We start from the raw sequence: 25398 nt of genomic DNA, 5'->3' as shown, positions 1-25398 counted from the left end.
AATACTGCAAATGTCTGAATATAATTTTCGCGCCATCGAAAAAAAATGGCAGGAGCGCTGGGAGCAATCCCGGCTTTTTAATGCCGAAGTAGATACCGAAAAGCCAAAATTTTACTCCCTGGACATGTTTCCCTACCCCTCAGGAGCGGGGCTTCATGTGGGGCACCCATTGGGCTATATTGCTTCCGATATTGTGACCCGCTACAAGCGTCTCAAGGGCTTTAATGTCCTGCACCCTATGGGTTACGACTCGTTTGGGCTTCCGGCGGAGCAATATGCCATACAGACTGGCCAGCATCCGGCTATTACTACTGAACAAAACATCCGGCGATATACCGAACAGCTAAAGAACATAGGCTTTGCATTTGATTGGGAAAAGGAGGTGAGGACCTCAGATCCCGGGTACTACCGCTGGACCCAGTGGATATTCATGCAGCTCTTCAATAGCTACTATGACCTGGATGCAGACAAGGCTTTGTCTATAGACCATCTCATTTCGATTTTTGAAAAGGAGGGAAGTAGCGGCTTGCGCGCGGTTTGCGATGAAGATCCTACCGACTTCAGTGCGGAAGATTGGCACAACTTTCCGGAAGCTGAGCGACAAAAAATTCTGTTGCAGTACAGGCTGACATTTCTGGCAGAAACCACCGTCAACTGGTGCGCTGCCTTAGGTACGGTACTGTCCAATGACGAGGTCAAAGACGGCTTCTCCGAACGAGGGGGCCACCCGGTGGAAAGGAAGCGCATGATGCAGTGGAGCATGCGCATTACGGCCTATGCAGAGCGACTGCTGAATGGTCTGGACAAGCTCGACTGGCCGGAACCGGTAAAGGAAATGCAGCGCAATTGGATAGGCAGGTCTGTGGGAGCAGAGATGGTATTCGATGTGGTGGGGCAGGCAGGTAAAATCAAGGTTTTCACTACCAGGATAGATACCATCTATGGGGTGACCTATCTGGCATTGGCTCCCGAACACGAGCTGGTTGGGCAGTTGATTACCGGCGAACAACGGGAAGAGGCGAACTCCTATGTGCTCCAGGCACGAAACCGCTCCGAGAGAGACCGCATGTCAGATGTGAAAACCATTTCAGGGGCTTTTACCGGCAGCTATGCCATCAATCCCTTTAATGGAGAGCAGATCCCTATCTGGATTGCAGATTATGTGCTGGCGGGCTATGGTACCGGAGCGGTGATGGCGGTGCCGGCCCATGACGAGCGGGATTATAACTTTGCCAGACATTTTGACCTGGAGATCCGGCAGGTGATCGAAGGAAGCATGGAAAACGGTTCCTTTCCGGGCAAAGGAGGTACCATCATTAACTCCGGCTTTATCAGCGGGATGGAAATGCAGGCTGCCATGGATAAAGCCATTGCCTTTCTCGAGGAGCAGGGGATAGGAAAAGGAAAGGTACAGTACAAAATGAGAGACGCCATTTTTACCCGGCAACGATACTGGGGTGAGCCATTGCCGGTATATTTCAGGGAGGGGCTGCCCTATCTGGTGGCCGAGGAGGATCTGCCACTGAGGTTGCCAGAGGTGGACAAGTACCTGCCGACAGACGATGGAGCACCGCCCCTGGGACGGGCCAAAAACTGGACCTATACTACCACCGAGGGGACCTTCCCGCTTGAAATGAGTACCATGCCCGGCTGGGCAGGATCAAGCTGGTATTTTTTCAGGTACATGGATGCCCGGAACCCGAAGTCTTTCGTCAGCCCGGGGGCAGCAGCGTACTGGGGAGCAGTAGACCTGTACATCGGAGGGGCTGAACATGCCACCGGCCATTTGTTATACTCCCGCTTCTGGACCAAGTTTTTGTATGACAGGGGCATGGTACCCATAGATGAACCGTTCCAAAAGATGATCAATCAGGGAATGATCCAGGGCAGATCAAATTTTGTCTACCGAAAAAAGGGTACCAATACCTTCATCAGCCATGGTTTGATCAAAGACCATGAGGTGATCCCCATGCATGTGGACGTCAATATTGTTCATAACGATCAGTTGGACCTGAATGCCTTTAAGAATTGGAGGCCTGATCTGGCGGATGCGAAATTCGTCCTGGAGGATGACAAATATGTCTGCGGTGCTGAAGTGGAAAAAATGTCCAAGTCCAAATACAATGTGGTTAACCCGGATGATGTGATTGAGCGCTATGGGGCGGATACCCTGCGTCTGTACGAGATGTTTCTGGGCCCGCTTGAGCAGTTCAAACCCTGGAATACCAATGGAATAGATGGTGTTTTCAAATTTTTGAAGAAATTGTGGAGGCTTTTCTACGATCAGAATGGCAACTGGCAGGTAACGGACAAGCAGGCCCCCAGGGAAGCCTATAAGGCACTTCACAAAACCATTCAAAAAGTAGAGGAGGACATTGAACGGCATTCATTCAATACTTCGGTGTCTTCTTTTATGATCTGTGTCAATGAGCTTTCCGCACTCAAATGCAACCAACGAGAGATTCTGGAACCCTTGTTGGTCATCCTGTCTCCTTATGCCCCCCATATCGCAGAGGAACTTTGGGAGAAAATGGGGCACGAGCAGTCCATCATTCATGAAAGCTATCCCAGGGCCGAGACGCAATATCTGACAGAGGAGAGTCATGAATATCCTGTTTCTATAAACGGAAAGATGCGGGCAAAAATTAACCTCTCACTGAGCCTTTCGAAAGCCGAAATCGAAGCCGCTGCACTGCAACACGAGGACCTGCAAAAATGGATTGATGGAAAGACACCCAGGAAGGTCATCGTAGTACCAGGCAAGATTGTGAATATTGTGCTGTGATGGGTGTCGATTATTTGTAAAGGTTAAGCAAAAAAAAGGGGTTTAGGAATATTATGCAAGCGCTTGTTGTTTGTTAATCAGAGGTTAGCGTGTATACCACTATAGCGTATTTGAGTTGACTCTTTAAAAATGAAGATATTTCGATTTTAATAATTTTGGCAGGCGGACAGGAAAGCGGTTTCAAAATTCCGAACCTGCCATTCTGCAGTGAGTGTCAATCAAGCTTTTAAAAGGCCCGTTATTTTGGTTAAAGCCGGGATTCCTGAGTCTAAAATTGAGGGAATGGGCTAAAGCCGCATTCCAATTGATAGCGCTTAACGAACTGGTCGAAAAAAATTCATTTAAAGACAATAATGATTTCCGATACAAATTCCACGATCGAAATCAAAATATCTTTCTAAAGCTTTGGGGAAGTTACTCCTTGCCTGGATCAATATCCTCATATGGGGAACCGGCCGGTATCGAGACTTTCGCCTTTGATATAGGGGATAGGGTTTTGGTCCAATTCAAAATGAATTGCCTTATATTGGGAGTTGAAAGTTGATTTGTCAGATGCAGCCCGATCTCAGAAAGGGCATGAAGAAAGGCATCCGAATTTCAAACCAGATGACCGGAGAAATTATGGACAAGAGGGCGCAATCTATTTCTGAAATATTAATCTCGGAATGGAAGACCATACTGATAAACGTTAAAGACCAGATAGGTGAAAATAATGTAATCATTGTGTCGGCCGGAGTAGGTTTTTTTGGATTTTTGGCCATTTTTCCGGCAATTATGGCCCTGATATCCATCTATGGTTTCGTCATGGATCCTCAGGAAATCGAGGAGCAGGTATCTAAAATCAGTTCGATGATGCCAGAGCAGACCCACGAAATCCTACAATACCGCGTGGATCAGTTTATCCAATCCAAGGGCGACTCCCTGGGGTGGGGTACCGTTTTTGGGGTTTTGCTGGGTGTCTGGATTGCCAACATAGGAACAAAATCATTGTTTAGGGGGATAAATATCGCCTATGAAACCAAAAGCAATAGGGGGATCCTAAAAAATAATGGACTTACCTTGCTATTTACCTTTGGAGCCATCATTCTAATCATTTTAAGTGCTGCCCTGATCGTGGCATTTCCTTCAATCGTGGAACAAATTGGTCTTCCGGATAATATCGAAAGCCTGATCAGTTGGCTGCGGTGGCTGATCATGGGTGGAATCCTGGTGGGAAGCATCGGCCTGATATATCGGTTTGGACCGGAAAGAAAACGGGCTGAGTTCAAGTGGGTCATTCCTGGTGCCGTTCTCGCCAGTCTTCTGTGGCTTATGGCATCCTGGGCATTTTCATTTTATCTCCGCAATTTCTGGACCCTAGGGGAAATTTACGGCTCCATCTCGGCGGTAGTATTTCTGATGCTGTGGCTTTTTATCAGTACATTTATTATTCTTCTGGGAGCAGAATTGAATTCCGAAATTGAGCAACAAGCCCTCAAAGTATAAAGCTTGTTATTTCTACTTTTTTCATAGGGTTTTTAATCCGGATTGGCATTTAGGCAGGCGTAAAAAGGACAACTAATTGGGAAGGTATTCTTTTTCATGAACAGGGTTGGATTTTATGAAATTGATAAAATTAATTATTTATAATTGTCGATTTAACACTAAATATACGATATTGTTGCAATATCAGAAATCAATAAATAATTTGGGTTTGAACAGCGATAAGCTTACCAATATTTGTCAAGATCTGTACTAATTGATAGAAATGATCGGGATATATCGGTAAAATTGATTTTAATTAAGTTGGTTACAGCTAAAAAAATATTTATAACGTTTTGATAATCAGATAATTGATCTAAACGAAATAACCATTTTTTCTGGTTTTCCCCAGAATCCTTCCTATTTCTTTCCAATTAGACTTTTTGGAGTTTTTTTTACTTTTGATAAACGCAATGAAAAATTATAAATAAATGAAAATCAGTTAGTTATAATAAATCATGGGCTTAGTCTATTGTCTGATAGCATTTATATATTTGATTTGAAAATTTCAATAAGGCAAAACCCAAAAAACTAATGTCTAACCTTGCGCTGTCAAGTTGTAAACCCCGGATTTCTTCGGCGAAATTCAGGACCAACCCAATAAATAAAGAGACGCTGGAATCTAATTTCAACGCCTGCTTTACCGGTATTTTTTTTCCATTGTTGCCTTCTTCAATCTTATTGTTTCCAAACATCATGTATAGTGGCGCACGCTACTTAATGAGACATCCCCTGACCACAATTCAAACTTTATTGTCCGATTAATGAAATAAATCAAAATAAAACAGTATGGAGAAAATTTACCAAAATACAAGCTAATCTCAAAAACCATCAATGCGGACCTGGAATCTTCCTGATAATGTGGAATTCAATTCAGCGTCGGTGAGAAAAAAATTAAAATCAATCAAATAAACCTGAATTATATGGACTTAAAATTACTAAGGCTGTTCTTTTTCTTATCAAGGAACCTTAGGTATGTTTTGGCTATACAACTGGCATTTAGTGTGCATCTATATCCAACACATGCGAATGATGCCAGAGAATATGTCTCAGCGGAATTTCCCGATTCAACCAGGACTGTTTTAAAGTCTGTACCTTCTGAGTATGGTAGGAAGAAAGCTAAATTAAGTGCCGATCAAGCAGATGCTGAACTGAAAATCAAACAAAATCAAGTCGAAAATTCCGGACATAGAGCTGTTTCCTCAAAAGTTATGGAGGAGTTGGCAGCAAAAAATAATTTTGTATATAGTTCAGGCGGCAGTAAAAAATCAACGGTTTCAAAAACGGATGTAGTCAGATCAGAAAGGATAGATTTTGAGCTGGTTACCGGCACTGTCACGGATGCAACGGATGGAACCCCGATTCCCGGTGTAACGGTATTGATTAAAGGTACTAACAGAGGAATTGCAACCGGCCTTGAAGGGGATTATAGTATCAATGTGGAGCCAGGAGATGTCTTGGTATTCAGTTTCATTGGGTACGAGTCTCAGGAGGTTTTAATTGTTGAAGGCAAGACCGTTTATGATTTGAGTTTGAGTTTCAATGAGACTTCTCTGGAGGAGGTAGTAATAGTCGGATATGCGGAGCAGAAAAGAGAGACTGTAGTAGGTTCTGTGGTGCAGACAGGGGATGAAGTGCTTCAGAGAACCGGTGGGGTGTCAAATGTTGGACAGGCTTTGACAGGAGCCTTGCCCGGATTGATCACCACATCCAGTGTAGGTACACCCGGGGAGGAAATGCCTCAGATCGTAATACGTGGGCAGAACAGCTGGAATGGAAACTCACCCCTGATATTGGTAGATGGTGTAGAACGGCCTGAATTCTTTGCAAACATGGATGTAGCCTCAGTAGAATCTATATCTGTACTAAAGGATGCTTCTGCCACTGCGGTATTTGGATCCCGTGGAGCTAATGGCGTAATCATCGTGACGACTAAACGAGGCAGGGACGGTAAGGCAGAAATTACCGCCAATTTCAGTTCGATTTTGAAATCAGTTTCCAAACTACCCGGTAAAATGGATTCCTATGATGCCATAGGAGTACGAAATCTTGCCATTGAACGGGAGTTGGCTTTGGCTCCGAACAGTTGGGATGAAATGATCCCTCAGGAAATGAGATTGAAGTACCGCTATCCAGCCAATTTAGAGGACATGGAAAGGTACCCGAATGTTAACTGGCAGGATGTGGTTTTCAAAGACTATGCAATGGCCTACAATACCAATATTGCCATAAGGGGAGGTACTGATTTTGTCAAATATTTTTCCAGTATTGATTACCAACATGAAGGCGATTTATTTCAGCAGTTTGAAACTGGGAGAGGCTATCAAGCCGGATTCAACTTTAATAGGATCAACTTCAGGAGCAATCTTGATTTTAATCTTACACCTACTACGAAATTAGCAGTCAATCTCGGGGGAACCTATGGCGTACGTCAGGCACCATGGAATTATGACTTCCCTGAATCCTACTGGAATTCTGCATACCGCAGTCCTCCGGATGTTTTTTTACCCAGATACGCTGATGGTTCCTACGGAACTTATATCCCGGATGATTATGCGGTTACAAATTCCCTGTTAAACCTGGCCATAAGTGGTACCAATCTGATCACCACGACCAGGCTTTCTACCAATTTTGTTTTGGAGCAGGATCTGGGGGTGATCTTAAAAGGACTGAATTTTAGGGGGACCCTTGCAGTAGACAATTCTTTTCAGGAAAGTAACCGTGGAATAAATGATCTGTATAACAATCCCAATACCAAATGGATCAATCCTTTTACAGGAGAAACCATATTCCGAAATATATTGGACGGAAACACTCGATTTGATTTTGTGGAAGCGATCACATGGAATCATGCAGCGGGAGAAGTAAATAATGATGAGTCTCAACGAAGGCTTTTCTACCAGATGCAATTGAATTACGCAGGAAGTATTGAGGACTCACACAATTACTCCCTTATGGGGTTGCTGAGCAGGCAGGAGGATGCCAGAGGAAGTATTATTCCAAGCTACCGTGAAGACTGGGTGTTCAGGGCAGCATATGATTACAAAAATAAATATATGCTGGAGTATAATGGTGCTTACAATGGCTCCGAAAAGTTCTCTGTCGAAAATCGATTCGCATTTTTCTCCTCCGGAGGATTGGGGTGGAATATTTCCGAAGAGAATTTTATGAGAAACATGTCTGGCGTGGACGTTTTGAAACTCAGGGCCTCCTACGGAGAAGTGGGTGACGATAATATTGGAGGGAGATTCCTCTTTATGGATGAGTGGGTGTTTAACAACACTTCCCAAATGGGTGTGATCGGACAGTCCGGAGAAGATAGTCCGTACACCTGGTTTCGCCAAAATGCAGTTGGTAACCCGAATGTACAGTGGGAGACAGTTTATAAGTCAAATGTGGGTGCGGAATTTAGATTTCTTCGGGGTTTAATTCATGGTAGTGTGGATTGGTTCCGGGACAACAGGGTCGATATCTTAATGACAAGCGGACGTTCAATGCCATCTTATTATGGTGCCAACGCACCGGCAGCCAATCTTGGACGGGTAGTGACCAGGGGATATGAATTGGTGTTAGGATTTAATCATAATCTCAGCAACGGGATCAGACTTTGGGGTGATTTCGCTATGACTCACGCCATTGATCAGGTCATTCAAAGGGACGATCCTGAATTGCGTCCTGATTACCAAAAAAACGCAGGATACCAACTTGGCCAGTACCGCAGTCATATCAGTGCAGGATATTATAATACCTGGGATGAGCTATATGCCAGTCCCCAGCACAATACCAACGATATGGCCAAACTTCCGGGGAATTATTACATCTCCGATTTTAATGGGGATGGCATAGTAGATGACTTTGATTCTGCTCCTTATGGGTTTTCAGGAGTTCCACAAAACACCTACAATACCAATCTGGGAATTGAATGGAAGGGACTGAGCCTGTTTTTACAGTTTTACGGGGTCAACAATGTAACCAGAGATGTGGCATTGGGGAGCTTGAACGGAGGACTAAACCTGGTGTATGAAGAAGGAACCTATTGGTCCAAAGACAATCCCAATGCGGACTCCCCCTTGCCAAGATGGCGCTCCCAGCCATCCGGGTTTAATTATGGTCCCAGGTACCTTTTTGACGGGTCTTACCTGAGATTGAAAAACGCAGAAATCGCATATAATTTCCAGTCAAACTGGTTAAACAATATGAGTTTGAGCAATATGCGCATTTATGTCAACGGTAACAATCTCCTGTTGTGGACGACAATGCCCGATGACAGGGAGTCTAATTTTGGAGGAGCCTCATGGCAAGGCGCCTACCCGACGGTAAGAAGGATCAATCTGGGAATAAATGTTACATTCTAAACGAGCCAATCCAATGAAAAATCATATAAAATCATTATTGAAGGGATCTGTCTTTGGAGCAATGCTTCTATTCGTATGCTCTTGTGAAGATTATTTGGAAAGAACCCCGGAATCGGTCATTTCGGAAGAACAGGCCTTTCAGAATTTCACCAATTTTCAGGGCTATGTAGAGGAGCTATACCATTGTGTACCTAATTTCACCTTGTCCAACTGGGTAAGTTCATTTAACTGGGGAGACGATGAGATAGAATCGACAGCGGGAACTTTTACCTTTTCTTATGCCGTGGACAGGGGCAATTTTTGGGCCTGGCAGGTGGAGAATGGTGCGGGAAATAACGGCTGGTTGGATGCCAATTCTGCCAATACCAACAGAGACCATAAAAACAAAGGACTGTGGCCCCTGGCCTGGTATGGGATCCGCAAAGCCAACATGGGATTGGAGAACCTGTCCATGATGGTAGATGCTACCGATGAGGAGCGCCAGTTGATAGAAGGCCAGTTGTTGTTTTTCAGAGGCTGGTTCCATTTTATGCTGATCCAGTATTTCGGGGGTTTGCCCTATGTGGATCGGGCACTGCCAAGTGATGAACAACTGACCTTGCCCCGAATGACTTATCATGAATGTGCAGATAGGGTGGCTCAGGATTTGGAAAGGGCGAGTGAGCTACTACCCATCAATTGGGACAATACAGTAGCAGGTCGCAGGACCCTGAGTAAAAACCAACTACGGATCAATAAAATCATGGCTTTGGGCTATTTGGGCAAAAACTACCTGTGGGCAGGAAGCCCGCTAATGAATTCAGTGTCTACCGGAAGTCAGAGCTATGATGCCGAATATTGCAGAAAGGCAGCCGATACTTTCGGTGAACTATTGCAATTGGTAGAAAGTGGTGAGACGCAATATGCATTACTTCCTTTTGACAGGTACCATACCAATTTTTATACCATGGGACAAAACTGGGCCTTGGCCGGGGGGACAGAGGCTATTTTCAGGTCTACTTACTACTCTGCCAACGATACACACTGGCGCGTTTCCAAGCAGTATAAGCCTACCTTCATGGATGAAGGTGACCCGACAAATTACTACCCAACAGCCAATTACGTGCATCATAATTTTGGGATGGCCAACGGATTGCCTCTACCCGAAGATGTCACTCAGGCGGATCCCGAATCAGGGTATGACCCTCATTACCCCTGGAAAGGTCGCGATCCCAGATTTTATGCTGCGATTGCGTATGATGGTGTAAAAGTAGTTCAAGGTGCCATACCAGATGCTGGTGAGGAGGTCAATCGATATGCTAACCTTTATAGAGGAGGCAGCTACAGGGAAGTGGTAACAGGAAGCCTTTCAGGATACGCAAGTCGTAAGTTCTCTCCATTAACGGCCAATAAATATGACAGGGCCTATGATTGGGGATCCTCTCTACACATCAATGTGCCTTACATGCGTTTGGCAGATATCTATCTGATGTATGCGGAAGCCACCCTGATGGGATTTAACAGTCTGGGTGCTACCTCTACTACCTACGGCGGCACGCCTGTGGACGCTGTAAATATTATCCGGACACGTGCCGGGATGGTCGGTGTTCACGAGAAGTTTTTGGTTTCACAGGACATATTTTTACAAGAACTCAGACGTGAAAGGGCCGTTGAGTTAGCCTTCGAAAGCCACAGATTTAATGACCTGCGCAGGTGGATGCTTCTGACAGAAGCACCTTATACTGTCAAGACATCTTATGAATTTGACAGGGCAGGGGAGTTCAATACAGAAGACCCTACCCAAAATCGAATTATTAACATGAGAGAAGAAGTCATTATCGAGCGCAATTTTACTTCCAAGCATTATTGGTTGCCTCTGAAATTAACAGATGTGAGTCTTTATCCCGAATTCTACCAGAATCCAGGTTGGTAATGGGGGGACCTTTAGTCTTGTAAAACTTAATGAATAAACGCAATGAATGATATTAAAATAGTGCTGATATGCTGCATCTGTATGTTACAGTTTCCACTGTTACTTGTAGCCCAGGACACGACGAAAATAACCATTGACCCGGTTATCAGGGCGGCCTCGATGGAACCTATTCCTGAAGCTACAGTCACCAGTGATCAGGATGGATTTGAGACCATGTCGGATGGCGAAGGGCAGGTGCATCTGGAGGTGACTTCAGGAGCTTACCTGGTAGTGGAAGCTGCAGGATATGAAACCAGGATTCTTCCTGCCAATGCAGCGATGGAGGAAATAGTACTTTACCCCTATCTGGATGGAGATGCAGTGCAAGTTGCCTTCCAAACCCAAAGTCGGGATGATCTTATCGGCGGAGTTTCGGCGGTAAATATGCGTTCTGTACTTGATGAGAACTATATCATCTCTCCGCTGGATGGTATGGGGGCTTATGTGGGTGGTTTTCACGGGAATATGTGGGGTAATGACAGCTATTTGACTTTGGTAGACGGTGTACCCCGCGATCTGGGAAGTGTAATGCCTACCGAAATTGCCCAAATGACATTCCTGAAAGGAATCAATGCCATAGCCTTATACGGAAGTCGTGGTGCCAAAGGAGTTTTATTGATTACTACCAAACGGGGGGTGGCCAATGTGCAAACTGTAGACGTTCGAACCAATTTTGGTGTACATGTACCAAAAAGCTATCCGAAGTACCTCGGATCCGGCGAGTATATGACCTTATTTAATGAGGGAAGGGTCAATGATGGGCTAAGTCCACTTTATTCGCAAGAGGAGATCTACAACCATGCTTCTGGAATTAACCCTTACCGTTACCCCAACGTGAATTATTTTAGTGATGAGTATTTGCAGCCTGCCTATGCACGGTATGACGCAACCATGGAAATATCCGGAGGTAATAAAAGGGCAAGATATTATACCAATATGGGATACTGGGGTGAAGGATCAGTACTCGATTTTGGGCAGGCCGCTTTCAACGGCAGTGAAAGGTTTAATATTCGCGGAAATGTAGACATAAGCATCAATGAGTATCTTTCAGCCAACGTTGATGCGGCAGCAATATTCTATAATGGAAGAGGAATCAATGCGGATTTCTGGGCAGGAACTACCACACTCAGACCAAATCGCTTTACACCTCTGGTTCCGGTGGACATGCTTTCTCCGGATGATCAGGTGGCTATGGGATATTTGCAGAGCAGTCAGCATTTGATCGATGGAAGATTCCTGTTAGGAGGTACACAGTTGGATCAAAACAATCCCATTGCCGGGAGTTACGCCGGGGGCTCCAATAAATTCACCAGCAGGCAATTCCAGTTTAATGCCGGAGTAAACGCTGATTTACGGAATATAATTGAAGGACTATCTTTTAATACCTTTTTTGGACTTGATAATTCAAGTTCTTATAATTTGTCCTTCACCAACGATTATGCAGTGTACCAACCCAGCTGGACCAATTTTAATGGGAGAGATGAGATTGCCAGCCTTACCAGATTCGGTCAGGATGCAAGTAGCAGAACCCAAAATATTGGTGACAGCTGGTTCAGGCAGACATTGTCGTTCTCCTCTCAACTGAATTATGAAAAGGCAATAGATAATAAACACCATATTTCAACCATGTTGATTGCCAGTGGTTTTCAGGTTGGAGAATCAGCAATTTATCATAAAGTAAGTAATGCCAATATTGGTTTATATGCCGCTTATGATTACAAATCAAAGTATTATTTGAATTTCAGTGGTGCATTGGTGCACAGCGCCATGCTGGCACCTGAAAATCGCCAGGCTTTCTCTCCTACGGCCTCTTTGGGCTGGAGACTAAGTGAAGAGAAATTTCTAACTTCTTCCTCTGTGGTAGATGACCTAAAGCTGTCCGTTTCTGGTGGAATTCTTCATACTGACCTGGACATAGCAGAATATTATTTGTATGAAGGAATCTATACAGACGAAGGATCCTGGTATGAGTGGAGGGATGGATTGAACAATACAGCTACAGATGTAAGGAGAGGGCAAAACTACGATTTGAGCCTTCCGAAAAGGGAAGAAATAAGTATAGAACTGAACGGTTCATTATTTAATAACACATTGACATTTAACGGCTCCTACTTTGTGAGTGAAATGACAGGTTTGTTCCTTCAGGACAACAATATTTATCCCAGTTATTTCGAAACAGGATGGCCCATCTCTTCCTGGATTCCCTATGTCAACTATAACAACGACCTTAGAACAGGCTTCGACTTTCAACTTAATCTTAACCAACGGATTAAGGATATTGATTGGAATTTAGGTTTTTCTGGAATTTATTATGACACCAGGGCGACCAAAAGGTCAGAGAATTTTGAATTTGATTATCAGACCAGAGTCGGCATGCCATTGGATGGCATATGGGGTTTGCAAACAGACGGTTTCTTCACGGGAGTAGAGGATATAGCAAATTCTAACGAGCAGGCTTTTGGAGAGGTACGGCCTGGTGATATCAAATATGTAGACCAGAATGGGGATGGTATCATCAATGCCCAGGATGAAGTGTATTTGGGTAGAGGAGGATGGTCCGGGGCTCCTTTGACTATGGGTATACACTTATCTGCGAGGTACAAAAATTTCACTTTCTTCGCCTTGGGAACTTCCCGTACGGGAGCTTTTGCTATGAAAAACAGCACCTATTTTTGGGCAAAGGCGGATGATAAATACTCCGAGGAGGTTAGGGGCCGCTGGACAGAAGCCACTGCAGATGCTGCCACCTATCCAAGGTTGACGACCTTAAGCGGTGCAAATAACTACCGGAACTCTGATTTCTGGTTGTATAGTACCAATCGGTTTGATTTGACACGGGTGCAACTCTCTTATTCCTTCCCTCGCACAATGTTTGGCGGACGTTTCTTAGAAGGACTTGATGTATATGCCAATGGAGCCAATCTCCTTACGATCTCTCCCAATAGAGACATCCTGGAGATGAATATTGGTGCTGCTCCTCAAACCAGGTTCTATAACGTTGGTCTTAAAGCAAAATTCTAACCTGACTCCAAATGAAAATGAAGATAAATTTTAAAATTGGATTATTAATTACTGGCTTAGCAATACTAGCCAGCTGTACTGATCTGATTGATCCCGCATTGGAAAATATCCAAAACAAGGAACGGCTAAGAGAAAGACCGGATATGGTACAAGGCTTATTGCTGAATGCCTATCTGAGAATACCTACGAACAGTTTTAGCTTCAGTGAAGTGGCCACAGATGATGCGGTAACCAACGATCTTACCAGTGGGTTGTTGAACGTAGCGACTGGCCAATGGGCCTCTAATTACAACCCGTTGGAGCAATGGACCAATGCTCAATCTGCCATCCAATATCTGAACGAAATGTTGGCAGAGGTGGCGAATACGGAATATGCGAGCAACCCCAATGTCAACCAAATGTTTATAGACCGCATGACCGGAGAAACATACGGCTTGAGGGCCTTGTTTATGTACCATTTGCTTCGGACACATGGTGGAATTGCAGGAGGGGAATTGTTAGGGGTGCCTGTGTTTCAGGAGTCTCAGACGGTTAACTCTGACTTTAACATCCCTCGGGCGACTTTCGCAGAATGTCTGCAACAGCTGTATGGGGATATTGACAGGGCCATGGAGCTTTTACCGATGGACTATCGAAATATCAGTAATGAAGAGGTGCTGCCTGCCAGGTATTCGGCCATGGAAGTCCAAACCGGAGAATATAACAGGGTGTTTGGGGATGATGCCAAACAGCTGCTATCGGGCAGGATTGCCCAAGCCATTAAAGCACAAGCTGCCTTATTGGCTGCGAGCCCCGCATTTAATTTAGACAATGACCCATCGAAATGGATCGATGCAGCGACTTTTGCCGGAGAAATGCTTAATGATATTGGTGGAGTAAGTGGTTTGGATCCAGATGGGGTGACCTGGTTCAGCAACATTTCGATGATTGACAATTTAGGTGCAGGTGACAATCCATCGGAAGTTCTTTGGAGGGGTTCTGTTGGCGGGACAACTAATGACCTTGAAACCGAACATTTCCCACCGACATTGTTTGGCAATGGCAGGGTAAATCCAACCCAAAATCTGGTGGATGCTTTCCCTATGGCCAACGGTTATCCCATATCAAACAACTCTTCAGGCTATTCTCCAGATGCCCCTTATAGTGGGCGAGATCCCAGACTTTCGCAGTTTATTGTAGTGAATGGAAGTACTGCAGGACCTTCGGGAGTTGTAATCAACACCGCTTTGGATTCTGATACGAATGATGGCTTGAACAAAGTAGAGACATCCACCCGTACGGGATATTATATGCGTAAATTATTGAGACAGGACGTGAATTTAGATCCTGTAGCCAATACAGGACAACGGCACCTTCAGCCAAGGATCAGATATACCGAAATTTTCCTGATCTACGCCGAAGCAGCCAATGAAGCCTGGGGACCGACTTCTGCCAGCTCCTTTGGATTTTCTGCCTATGATGTGATCAAAGCTATACGGCAACGTGCTGGGATAGGCACTGAAAACGGTGATGAATATCTTGAATCCATTAGAAATGATCAGGCTGCCATGCGGCAATTGATTCGAAATGAGCGACGGCTGGAGCTATCCTTCGAAGGTTTTCGGTTTTGGGATCTGAGAAGGTGGGATCTGGATCTGACGGAGACTGCCCGTGGAATGAGTATTGTAAATCAAAATCAATTCAATGAGATCAATGTTGAAAACCGGGTTTATCGTGATCATATGATCTATGGCCCGATCCCCTATAGTGAAATGTTGAAATTCAGTGCCCTCCAACAAAACACAGGTTGGTAATTGAATTTAAAGCTGGAAATGAATTGAAATTGGCTTTTAATAAACAAAAAATGAAAAAGATACCATATATAATAATAGTAATTGCGCTGTTGTTCTCCTCGTGTGAGAACCAGGATTGGGAGTTTCCCGATTTCGAGTATCAGACTGTGTATTTTGCCTACCAGTTTCCTGTGCGGACGATTACCTTCGGAGAGGATATTTTCGATACTTCCTTAGACAATGAAGGCAAGTTCAAACTGATGGTTACAACCGGGGGAGTATATTCTTCGCCAAGAGATGTAACCGTCCAGATTGAAGTAGATGAATCATTGGCTGAAGGGCTCTTGTTTGAGGAAGGTGGGGATGAAATAGAAGTGCTGACTTCTGAGTATTACCAGCTTTCCTCGGAGACATTGACTATCCCAAGAGGGGAGATTGCCGGGGGAGTTGAGGTACAGTTGACGGGTGCTTTCTTTAATGATCCCAGAGCCATTAAGAATACTTTTGTGTTGCCTGTCAAGATTACAAGTGTGTCAAATGCCGATTCTATTCTGTCTGGGATACCCGTAGTTGAAAATCCCAACAGGTCCATTGCTGATGACTGGTTTCCAACACCAAAGGACTTTACACTTTATGCACTGAAATATATCAATCAGTGGCATGGAAATTACCTAAGGAGAGGAAGTGATAATATCACAGGCAAATCGGACGCTATCAGTGATAAGGTCATTATCAGGCGTGAGGAAAGTGTGGAGTTTGATGAAGTCAATCAATTGATCACCGAGTCGCTTTCCGAAGTGTTATTTCCGTTGGTTATTGCTGATGAGGGTGGAGAGAATATCACCGCCGACTTGCTGTTGACATTTGACGATGAGGGTAACTGTACTGTTTCAGCAGCTCATGAAGGATACACAGCTACAGGAAGTGGAAAATTTGTAAGCAAAGGTGAAACGTCCAGTTGGGGAAATCAAGACAGAGATGCTATTTATTTGGACTATGAGATCGATTTGCCTCAAATGCACGTGGTCACTTTGGATACACTGGTAATGAGAAACAGAGGTGTTGCAATGGAAACCTTCAGTCCTGTACTGAAATAGTATTCACCATTTAAGAAATTAACAGATGAATTATAAATCAATTTTGGGAATGTTTACCGCACTGGCGATGGCAGGAACTTCCTGTGCAGATTTTGATCCTTTGGAGTTCCAGGTGGAAGAACCCGAAAGCATAGCCAGGCAACAAGAGATCAACGCTTACGATTCCTTGAAAAGTTACATCAGCCTTGAGAACAGCCCTGGCTTTAAGTTAGGAGCCTCCGGGTCTACCGCAGACATCCTGAATAAAGGGGTAATGTACAGGCTGTTGAAAAGTAATTTCGATGAAATTACTTTAAATACGGCAATGACCCACGGATCGGTTGTTCAATCGGATGGAGACCTGGCCCTTGCCAATTTATTGGACTTGTACGAAGCAGCGGAGCAATCAGAAATGGGGATCTATGGGCGTACAATATTGTGGAATCAGAACCAGAATGCAACGTATTTGAATGGCTTGTTGGCACCCCTGATCGTCAATTCACCTCCTTTCGCCAATTCTTTGGATGTGAGTTCATTGAAAAATGGTGATTTGGACGGTTGGACCTATTCGGCAGGAGGCGGCAGTGTGACTATTGCCGAGCAGGAAGGAATGGGAGGAGCTGAATCTGCTATCAAAATGACTTCCAGCTCAAATGCCTCTGATCCCGCAGATTTGAGATTGACTTCGCCGGACATCCCGGTCACTCCTGGAAAGGAATATGAAATACTGATTTACATTAAGTCTGACGTGCCAGGTGAAGGCAGCATTTCATTTGAGGGTTTGGTGGATAATGAACCACTTAAAGATTGGATGCAGACCGGAACCGAAACTGAAACCTTCGCAACAAACCTATCCTGGAGAGAAATCAGGTTTACGGTGAACGATTTTGAAGGGGAGGCGTTTAAAATCAATTTTGACCTGGGCTATGCGCCAGGGGTGACCTACAATATTGATATTAATAACCTGTACGTTTACGATTTAGACGGTGAACCAATTATCAATAACCTTATCAGCAATGGCGACTTTGAAAATGGTGTTGCCTGGGGAGGTTGGGGCAATGGTTCTACCAGAGGTGTGACAGAAGATGGTGAAGGAGTTGGTAACAGTGGCAGAGCTTTTACTGTAACTAACCCTTCTTTGGCTAATTTCTGGGCTGCGCAGTCTATTTATGAGTTAGGCAGTCCCTTGAATAATGGTGAAACCTATAATTTAAGCTTTTGGGTGAAAGGGGATGCCGAAGGAATTATAAGGCCTGAAATGCAGAGTCCTGACTTCTCTTCCAATGGCTTCGGGATGGTCCCAGTCACTACAGAGTGGAGACTTGTTAATTTATCAACTACCATCACTGCGGATGACCGTAATCGATTTATCATCAGTTATGGCGAGTTTGAAGGGACCGTCTATATAGATGATGTTGTTCTTAGTAGTGCGACATTGGTGGGTGGAACCACTACGGTAGTGGATAGACTACCTGAGGAAAAGACAGCTATTGTGGAAGAACAATTGGAAAAGTGGGTTTCCGGAATGGTCGAATATTCGGCACCTTATGTAAATGCATGGGATGTGGTGTCCCAGCCTATGGATGACAATAATCCCAATGAATTGAAGACCGGTGTAGGTAGATCATTGGCCAATGGAGAGTTCTACTGGCAGGATTACCTGGGCAAAGATTATGCACTTAAGGCATTTCACCTGGCCGAAGAATATGGAAATCCAAGCGATTTGTTATTCATTAGCGACAATAATCTGGCTTCTAACCTGGATAAGTGTCGCGGATTGATTCAGTATGTAGAATATTTGGAAGATAACGGGGCTAAAATTGACGGTATAGGTGCCCAATTGAATATAGAAATTTTTACCAGTAAAGAAAATATCGCCCAAATGTTTGAACTCCTGGCCGCTACCGGGAAGAAGATTAAAGTGACGGAACTTGAAGTACGGATCAACACAACACAAGTAACTGAGGAAATTATGAACCAGCAGGCTGATATGTACCAATATGTGCTGGACACTTACCGGGAGAAAGTGCCTGCCTCCCAAAGGTATGGAGTGACAGTCTGGGGGGTAATGGATAGTCAGACCAATACTTCCTGGGGCCAGGGCCTATGGGACTCCAATCTAAACAGAAAACCTGCTTATGTGGGATTTGCTGAAGGACTGAAGGGATTGTAATTGGCGATGTTTAAATTCAGATTTAAAAAATAGCACATTATGATAAATCTTAGGGATATTTAATTCTTATTTTAGGTACAGGAACCATGCGATATAGGTTTCAAAAAATGTACTATTGGGATAGTTTCCGCCAACATTTAGAAAATTTATTATGATAGAAAATAGTAAAAAAAATATAATCCTCTTAATTCTGATAGCCGGGTCTATAGTGGGATTGGGATTTTCAATCAAATCTCAGTATTTAAGAGATGAATCGAGTTTGAAAGCTGCCTTCGAAGGCAAGTTTCACATAGGTGCAGCCATGAGTAGCAGGCATATCAACAACCAAAACCAGCCCTCTATAGATGTGCTGAAATCACATTTCAACTCGATCGTTGCTGAAAACAACATGAAAAGTGGTTTGATTCAGCCAAGAGAAGGTGAATTTAATTTTGAGACCGCAGATAAGTTTATCGAGTTTGGAGAAGCCAATGATATGCACATCATAGGCCACACCCTGATCTGGCATTCGCAAGCCCCAAGGTGGTTCTTTACCGATAGCAACGGTGATGATGTCAGTGCTGAAGTGCTCACACAGAGAATGAAAGACCATATCCATACCCTGGTGGGTAGGTACAAAGGCAAGGTCAAAGGCTGGGATGTGGTCAATGAAGCAATTCTGGATGATGGCTCCTGGAGAAAGAGTAAATTCTACGAAATATTGGGGGAGGATTTTGTAAAGCTTGCCTTCCAGTTTGCACACGAGGCGGACCCGGAAGCTGCCTTGTATTACAACGACTACTCTATGGCCAATGAGGGCAAAAGAGCAGGGGTGGTGAAAATGGTCAAAAACCTGCAGGATCAGGGCATCAGGGTTGACGGGATCGGAATGCAGGGCCATCTGGGCCTGGAACATCCTGAAATTGAGGAGTTTGAGAAGAGTATTTTGGCCTATGCTGAACTTGGCGTGACTGTCATGATCACCGAGTTGGATATAAGTGTACTGCCTTCACCGAGAAGGAATATGGGCGCAGAAATTTCTACAAATGTAGATTATCAGCAAAGCCTCAATCCGTATACAGAAGGACTGCCTGAAAATGTGCAGAATCAATTTGATGAACGCTATTTGTCTTTTTTTAAGTTGTTCCTGGATCATCATGACAAAATATCAAGAGTTACATTCTGGGGGATCAATGACGGAGATTCCTGGAAAAACGGTTGGCCTGTAAGGGGGAGGACAGATTACCCGCTGCTGTTTAACCGGGACAATACTCCGAAAAGTGTGGTTAGGGACATCATTGAATTGGCAGCCAGGTATTGATCTGAATTTCCTATTTCGTAATCCATCCAACCTGCCGGGTTGAGATAAGCAGGCAGGTTTTACCTAATACCATATGCCTGGCGCGACCAACGGTGTAAACCCAGCAAGTCTTCCTATTCGTACTATTGAATAGGGAGACTTTACAATCTAGGTCAAAATGAACCAGCATTCCTTACCTGTATCCTTTGCATTTTTGTTCATCATCTTGTTTGGCCACTCGATTTTTGGCCAAAATGCGATTAACCCAGTTATCCATGCGGACGTACCGGATATGTCCATGATTAGGGTGGGGGATACCTATTATATGAGCAGCACCACGATGCATATGGCACCAGGGCTTCCGATAATGAAATCAAAAGACCTGGTAAACTGGGAAATTGTGAATTACGCATACGATGTACTATCTGCAAACGACAACCTGACCCTCTCCAATGATAAAAACAGCTACGGAAAAGGCTCCTGGGCAAGTAGTCTGCGCTTCCATCGGGGCACATACTATGTGTCAACGTTTTCCGCAACTACCGGAAAAACCCATATTTATACCACCAAAGATATAGAGAACGGTCCCTGGACAGAAAGTGCATTTTCACCATCCATGCATGACCATACCATCGTTTTTGAAGATGACAAAATCTACTTGATCTGGGGAGCGGGAAAGCTTATGATGGTAGAGTTGGAAGCAGACCTTTCGGGGGTTAAATCAGGGACGAAACGGGTATTGATTGAAAATGCAACTGCCCCTGCGGGAGAGAATGTTGGCTTACCAGCAGAGGGTTCACAGCTCTTCATGGTAAATGGCTATTTTTACCTTTTTAATATACCCTGCCCTACTTTATGTTTAACTCCGATAAGTTAATAATTTTATATACAATAAATGTAATCATCGATTTGACATCAAGTTGAGACTGGATTAATGGAAGAGAATAAACTACGGCGGTTCACTGGTTTTATCTAACAAACCGATATCGGAGACAAATAAATGAAGCATCCATATATCCGAAATTCAGTAGGAAGTATGGAATTCGGAGGAGTGCTGCTGAATAAATTTTTAAATCGTGGAAATGAACGCCGTCAGGAACGCTTGACGACAGATATTTTCCAACTTGCCACCGGTGTTCTTTTCCAGAATCCAATTCAAATGTTTGGATTGGCCCCAAATAACCTGTATGATGTGCCTGGTTTCGAATTGGATTTTTTGAGAAAACTTCCCACAACCTGGGACGAGACGGTCCATATCGATGGCTTTCCGGGAAAATACAGTGTAATTGCCCGTAGAAACGGAGATGCCTGGTATATAGCCGGTGTCAATGCCGAAGAAACCCCAAAGCAAATCCAACTAACACTCCCAATGCTGGCATGCAGGAATATCACAGTTTACAACGACGATGAAAGTAAACAACCAGCCCTAAATCAGACAAAAATTGCAGAAAACGGAGATTGTACTGTTGTGATTCAGCCCAAACGGGAATTGTGATTACCAATCACTGAGCCCTGTTAAGTTAAAATTCCAAATGAACCAATGCAAGTGTTTCCCAGCCGCTGAGGTCTCTATTGTGCCCGACTTTTTCCATCGCTTGCATGATTTTATTTTTAAAGGCCCAGCAGGTTTCTCTTCTTAATTCAAGTATTTCAGATAGCTCATTTAATGTGAGATCAACATCCTTTCGATTGGAAAGGTATAAGATGTAAAACGCCTTTTCGATAGGGAATTTGAGCTTATGGAAGAGTGTATCTACCGTTGGGGACTCGTAGTAGTTGCAATTTCTACATCTTCTGCCATGATTAGGACCTTCTATGTATTTATTATAGCCACATTTTTTGCAATGGTATTTATCCTTCCATTTTAATTCGGAGAGAAATCTGAAACAGGTATCCTTATCTGGAAATACATTTTTAAAATCTTCGAATCCAAGCCCTTTCATCAGTGCCAGATCCTTGGTCACCTCTTCTACACTTGACTTAAGTTTCTCATTATTTTCCTGAAGGTAGTTATTCATTTGGGTGACTTGTGAATTGAGCTCCATCAATTTTAAATTGGTTGTTTGCAGTTCTATATTCTTTTGGGCGAGGTCAGATGCCATTTTTTCTATCTTTTCGGTTCTTGCCCTTACTTTTTCCTTTAGTTTCGAGTTGAGTTCGTTGGTTAGCTGATTGTTCTTTTCAAGTGCCAGGGTGGTTTCTTTGCTTGCGCTGATATATTGATTCTGGAGGAATTTGATCTGGTTGAAAATTGAAAATGAGAATAAAATCACTTCTAAAAATATTACAGGGTATACAAAATACCAATTTAAAACCGGGCTGTCGAACAGTTGTATACTTTTTGAGTAGGAGTAGACAATGACGAGAAATAAACACGCATAGGCAAAAATATAGGACCAGGAATAAATTTTAACCTTGAGTAATGCATACAAACCTAAGGAGAGTGGAATTAATAAAATTATAATTGTAATTAATATGTAACTGATATAATGTAATTGATAGAGATATGCATGAACTATGAAAAGGAGTAATTTTAAAAATATTGCAAGGTAAGTAAAAGTCCATAATCTTTTACTTTTTGTATATTTCTGTACATACCGGTCTGAAAACAATAGTGTGGACAAGATAATAGAAAGCTCGATAAAGTTTTCATTGCTTAATTTGTTAATCCACGGATAGTCTGGCCAAAAGTATTGAAATCCCAGACCATCTCTACCCAGCGAAAACCAAATACAGGATAAGATCAGGCATGGAAAATATAAATATAAGGTATCTTTTATTTTGAAAAACAAATAAAAATTAAATATTAAAATTATAAATAGAACGCCGTAGTAGATACCTAATAATAAATATTCATTTAAAGAATGTTCAATAAACTTCTCATTGGTTCTAAGATAGAAAATGAATTCCTGATTATAATTTCTTCTGACTTTTACGTAATATGTCTTCGTTTCAGATGGCCGCAGGTCTAAGAAATAGTTGAAGTTTTTATGCTTTATATTTCTTTGCTCAAACGGCAGTTCGAAACCTGCACTTGACGATTCATAGTTTCCGTTTGGTGTAGGTAGGTAAAAGGTGATGTTCCTGATGTCAAAACCCCATGATTCAAGATACCACGAATGTTTGTAGACAGTTTGATTATTTTGAATGGTAATGCGCATCCAGATAGTCGACTCAAGATTGCCGTATACTACGTGGGGATCCGACACATTGTTAAATTGATCTTGAAAATTATCTCCTGATATATCCTGGATAGAATATTGAGAAGAAGAATCTAAAAAGTAATCAAACATAGTTGTTACCCGTAGTTCGGACATGTCATCTTTCAATTCTACAAAATTATTGTTTGATGCTTGTGAGTATAATTCAGGTGGTGATACAATAAATAGCAGCAAAAGAAGCTGAATTAACAGCCGATTTTTGATGTGTAGATTTGCTGCAGACGTAAAATATATCTTTGATAGAAATTTTATCATGCTCAATTCTTTATATGGATAAGGTGGCCTTGCAATGTTATTAAGTTAGGATAAAAGTACCCTTGTAAGCAAAATAGTAAGTTTTTCTTATGTAAATCAGCTTGCTTAAACCGACCAAACGCCTCTGAAACATATAACTATGAAGATACAAAATACCAGCCAAATCATGACGGAGTTATTTTTGGATTGTCCAAAAATTTTCTTCGAAAAAAATAATCGACTGGAGACAGTCTCTTTATTGTTCGGACGCTGCCCGTTTTTCCAGGTTTCCATTGGCAGGTGGAAGGGGTACATTGTCTTCGGCGCCGGTGCGAATAAGTCAAACCTGCCAGCATCCAAATAGATATGTAGATATTTTGGTGTACAAACGAGCCTTTCAATAGCCTCCCCGGCCAGGATACTTTTTGCCAATGGCGTATTACCAGCCTCGCTATTCAAACAAATTGCAGAGAAGATGCAGTCCCATTGGAGCCATACATGAGGTATAGTTGGCGAGGTCAGTTTTGCTATTTACGGCAAAGGTTATCGATCAGCGGAGTCTTTTGAGCTGTAAATCAAATCACCAATAGTTTTTTAGAAAATAAGCTGAAAGGAAAAGCAACTAAACGCAATTGGAAAACAGCAAAGAAATTGCTACAATTGACTTTAAAGTCAAAAGACCAATGAATATTTACTGAAATTAAAACTTAACGCATAAGCAGGATAAAGAGAGGAAGTGGCCTGGATATTGTCGGAGGCATCTAAATTGGCGTCAATAGCCAAAGGTTTTCAACTGTTATCGGTCAGCAAAAAAAGGAAGGAGGGGAATGCCGTATATGTCATAGAGGTTCGGGACAATAAAGCTGGCCACAACAACCCGCTATAATCGTATGCGCTAAAGACTTACTATGAAAGCAATGCCGACAGTGGACGGACTACCCACAAAAAGGCAGGAACTTTTAATTTTGAGTGCTTCAGGAATTTAAAATCAAAACGGGCGACCGCAAATTCCGGATTTCCCCTTTCAATTTGGTAAATTTGGTTTATGAACATTGGAGATAAAGTACGGTTACTGCATGGAAGGGAAGAAGGAATCATCACAAGGCTTTCTGCCGGCGGTCAGGTGGAAATAGAGATTGAAGATGGTTTCCGGATTCCGGCGCTAAAATCAGAGGTAGTCGTGATTGATGCGGCCGAAAAGGAGTATTTTGACCGGCCCGGCGTGGAGACAAACGCCTTTGAGCCGCCTGTGCAAAAAACGCTCCCCGCCGCCAGCACTGAAGGTATTTTTCTCGCCTATGTCCCGTACAATGATCAGCTTCATGACCTGGTATTGATCAACCATAGCCAGAAGCCTTGTTTGTTTGCGGTGGATGAGCTATCCGGCGAAAAGGTAAAAAACCTGGAAGCAGGGGTTCTGCAAGCTGAATCCTTTAGAAAAATCAGTGAAAGAACGCTGCAGGATTTTGAGCAGTGGCCAGCCTTGAAGTTCCTGTTGATTCCCCTCAATAAAAAATTTGATGCACCGCAAGCCGCAATGGAGCGAAAGGTTAAATTCAAGGCGACCCAGTTTTTCAAACATAAGGGGAAGGCGCCGCTGATCGGCAAGGAATCTTATTTCTTTCAGCTGGATCTGCGTGAAAAGGCATTGGATGTCAAAAAGCTCAATGAAGCGTTGAACCCGGTGGCGAAAGATGCTTTCCCGCATGTGCAGCCAAAACGGCCGCCGGCTTCGGTGGACCTTCATATAGAAAAATTAAGTCGGGAACATGATCTGATGAGCAATAGCGAAAAGCTGCAATTGCAAATGGAGGTTTTTCAGAAGATGTTGAACGATGCGATGACATCAGGTATGGACGAGATCACCTTTATCCATGGCATCGGTAATGGCGTGCTCAGAAAGGAAATCCACCGGTTTTTGAGTCAGGTCAATGGCATTAAGTATTTTAAGGACAGCCAAAAGACAAATTTTGGTTACGGTGCTACTACAGTAAAAATTCATGAATAGCC

12 protein-coding genes and 1 pseudogene are annotated in these 25398 nt (G+C 43.3%); 12 read left to right on the top strand and 1 reads right to left on the bottom strand.

The window, feature by feature from the left end; genetic code table 11:
- Window positions 1-10 precede the first annotated feature (10 nt).
- From leuS to BUB19_RS19950, 11 genes and pseudogenes are all read left to right on the top strand, one after another.
- A complete protein-coding gene (gene leuS, locus BUB19_RS20010) occupies window positions 11-2785 on the top strand; it encodes a leucine--tRNA ligase (protein WP_073097138.1) in 2775 nt (924 codons plus the stop codon).
- 552 nt (window positions 2786-3337) lie between these two features.
- The gene (locus BUB19_RS20000) at window positions 3338-4270 is read left to right on the top strand and encodes a YihY/virulence factor BrkB family protein (RefSeq protein WP_218588581.1); all 933 of its coding nucleotides are present in this window, start codon (window positions 3338-3340) and stop codon (window positions 4268-4270) included.
- Window positions 4271-5229: 959 nt separating this feature from the next.
- On the top strand, window positions 5230-8661 hold the full coding sequence (locus tag BUB19_RS19990; RefSeq protein WP_073097133.1) for a SusC/RagA family TonB-linked outer membrane protein: 3432 nt from the start codon (window positions 5230-5232) through the stop codon (window positions 8659-8661).
- Window positions 8662-8674: 13 nt separating this feature from the next.
- Entirely contained in the window at window positions 8675-10573 is a 1899-nt protein-coding gene (locus tag BUB19_RS19985) for a RagB/SusD family nutrient uptake outer membrane protein (protein ID WP_073097132.1), read from the top strand.
- A gap of 81 nt (window positions 10574-10654) precedes the next feature.
- Window positions 10655-13633 (top strand): SusC/RagA family TonB-linked outer membrane protein, encoded by a 2979-nt coding sequence (locus BUB19_RS19980; protein WP_245802913.1) that lies wholly within the window; start codon window positions 10655-10657, stop codon window positions 13631-13633.
- 11 nt (window positions 13634-13644) lie between these two features.
- Entirely contained in the window at window positions 13645-15426 is a 1782-nt protein-coding gene (locus BUB19_RS19975; protein WP_073097130.1) for a RagB/SusD family nutrient uptake outer membrane protein, read from the top strand.
- A gap of 50 nt (window positions 15427-15476) precedes the next feature.
- A complete protein-coding gene (locus tag BUB19_RS19970) occupies window positions 15477-16502 on the top strand; it encodes a DUF5627 domain-containing protein (RefSeq protein WP_073097191.1) in 1026 nt (341 codons plus the stop codon).
- Between the two features lie 25 nt (window positions 16503-16527).
- On the top strand, window positions 16528-18654 hold the full coding sequence (locus BUB19_RS19965) for an endo-1,4-beta-xylanase (protein WP_073097128.1): 2127 nt from the start codon (window positions 16528-16530) through the stop codon (window positions 18652-18654).
- A gap of 151 nt (window positions 18655-18805) precedes the next feature.
- Window positions 18806-19954 carry an endo-1,4-beta-xylanase gene (locus BUB19_RS19960; RefSeq protein ID WP_073097127.1) on the top strand — a complete coding sequence of 383 codons (1149 nt, stop codon included), beginning with the start codon at window positions 18806-18808 and terminating at the stop codon, window positions 19952-19954.
- A 157-nt stretch (window positions 19955-20111) separates the two neighbouring features.
- A pseudogene (locus tag BUB19_RS19955) lies at window positions 20112-20783 on the top strand (glycoside hydrolase 43 family protein); the annotation flags it as partial.
- Window positions 20784-20933: 150 nt separating this feature from the next.
- The gene (locus BUB19_RS19950; RefSeq protein WP_073097125.1) at window positions 20934-21428 is read left to right on the top strand and encodes a glycoside hydrolase family 97 C-terminal domain-containing protein; all 495 of its coding nucleotides are present in this window, start codon (window positions 20934-20936) and stop codon (window positions 21426-21428) included.
- A 25-nt stretch (window positions 21429-21453) separates the two neighbouring features.
- Here the strand turns inward: BUB19_RS19950 and BUB19_RS19945 are convergent, their stop codons facing one another.
- Complete coding sequence (locus BUB19_RS19945) at window positions 21454-23409, bottom strand: 7TM diverse intracellular signaling domain-containing protein (protein ID WP_073097124.1); 1956 nt, start codon at window positions 23407-23409, stop codon at window positions 21454-21456.
- 1024 nt (window positions 23410-24433) lie between these two features.
- Here BUB19_RS19945 and BUB19_RS19935 point away from each other — a divergent pair.
- On the top strand, window positions 24434-25396 hold the full coding sequence (locus BUB19_RS19935) for a Smr/MutS family protein (protein ID WP_073097121.1): 963 nt from the start codon (window positions 24434-24436) through the stop codon (window positions 25394-25396).
- Window positions 25397-25398: the final 2 nt, after the last annotated feature.

Source organism: Cyclobacterium lianum (genome assembly GCF_900143075.1).
GTDB lineage: Bacteria > Bacteroidota > Bacteroidia > Cytophagales > Cyclobacteriaceae > Cyclobacterium > Cyclobacterium lianum.
The sequence above is the reverse complement of the archived record's forward strand: the minus strand, read 5'-3'. Positions and strand labels throughout refer to the sequence as shown.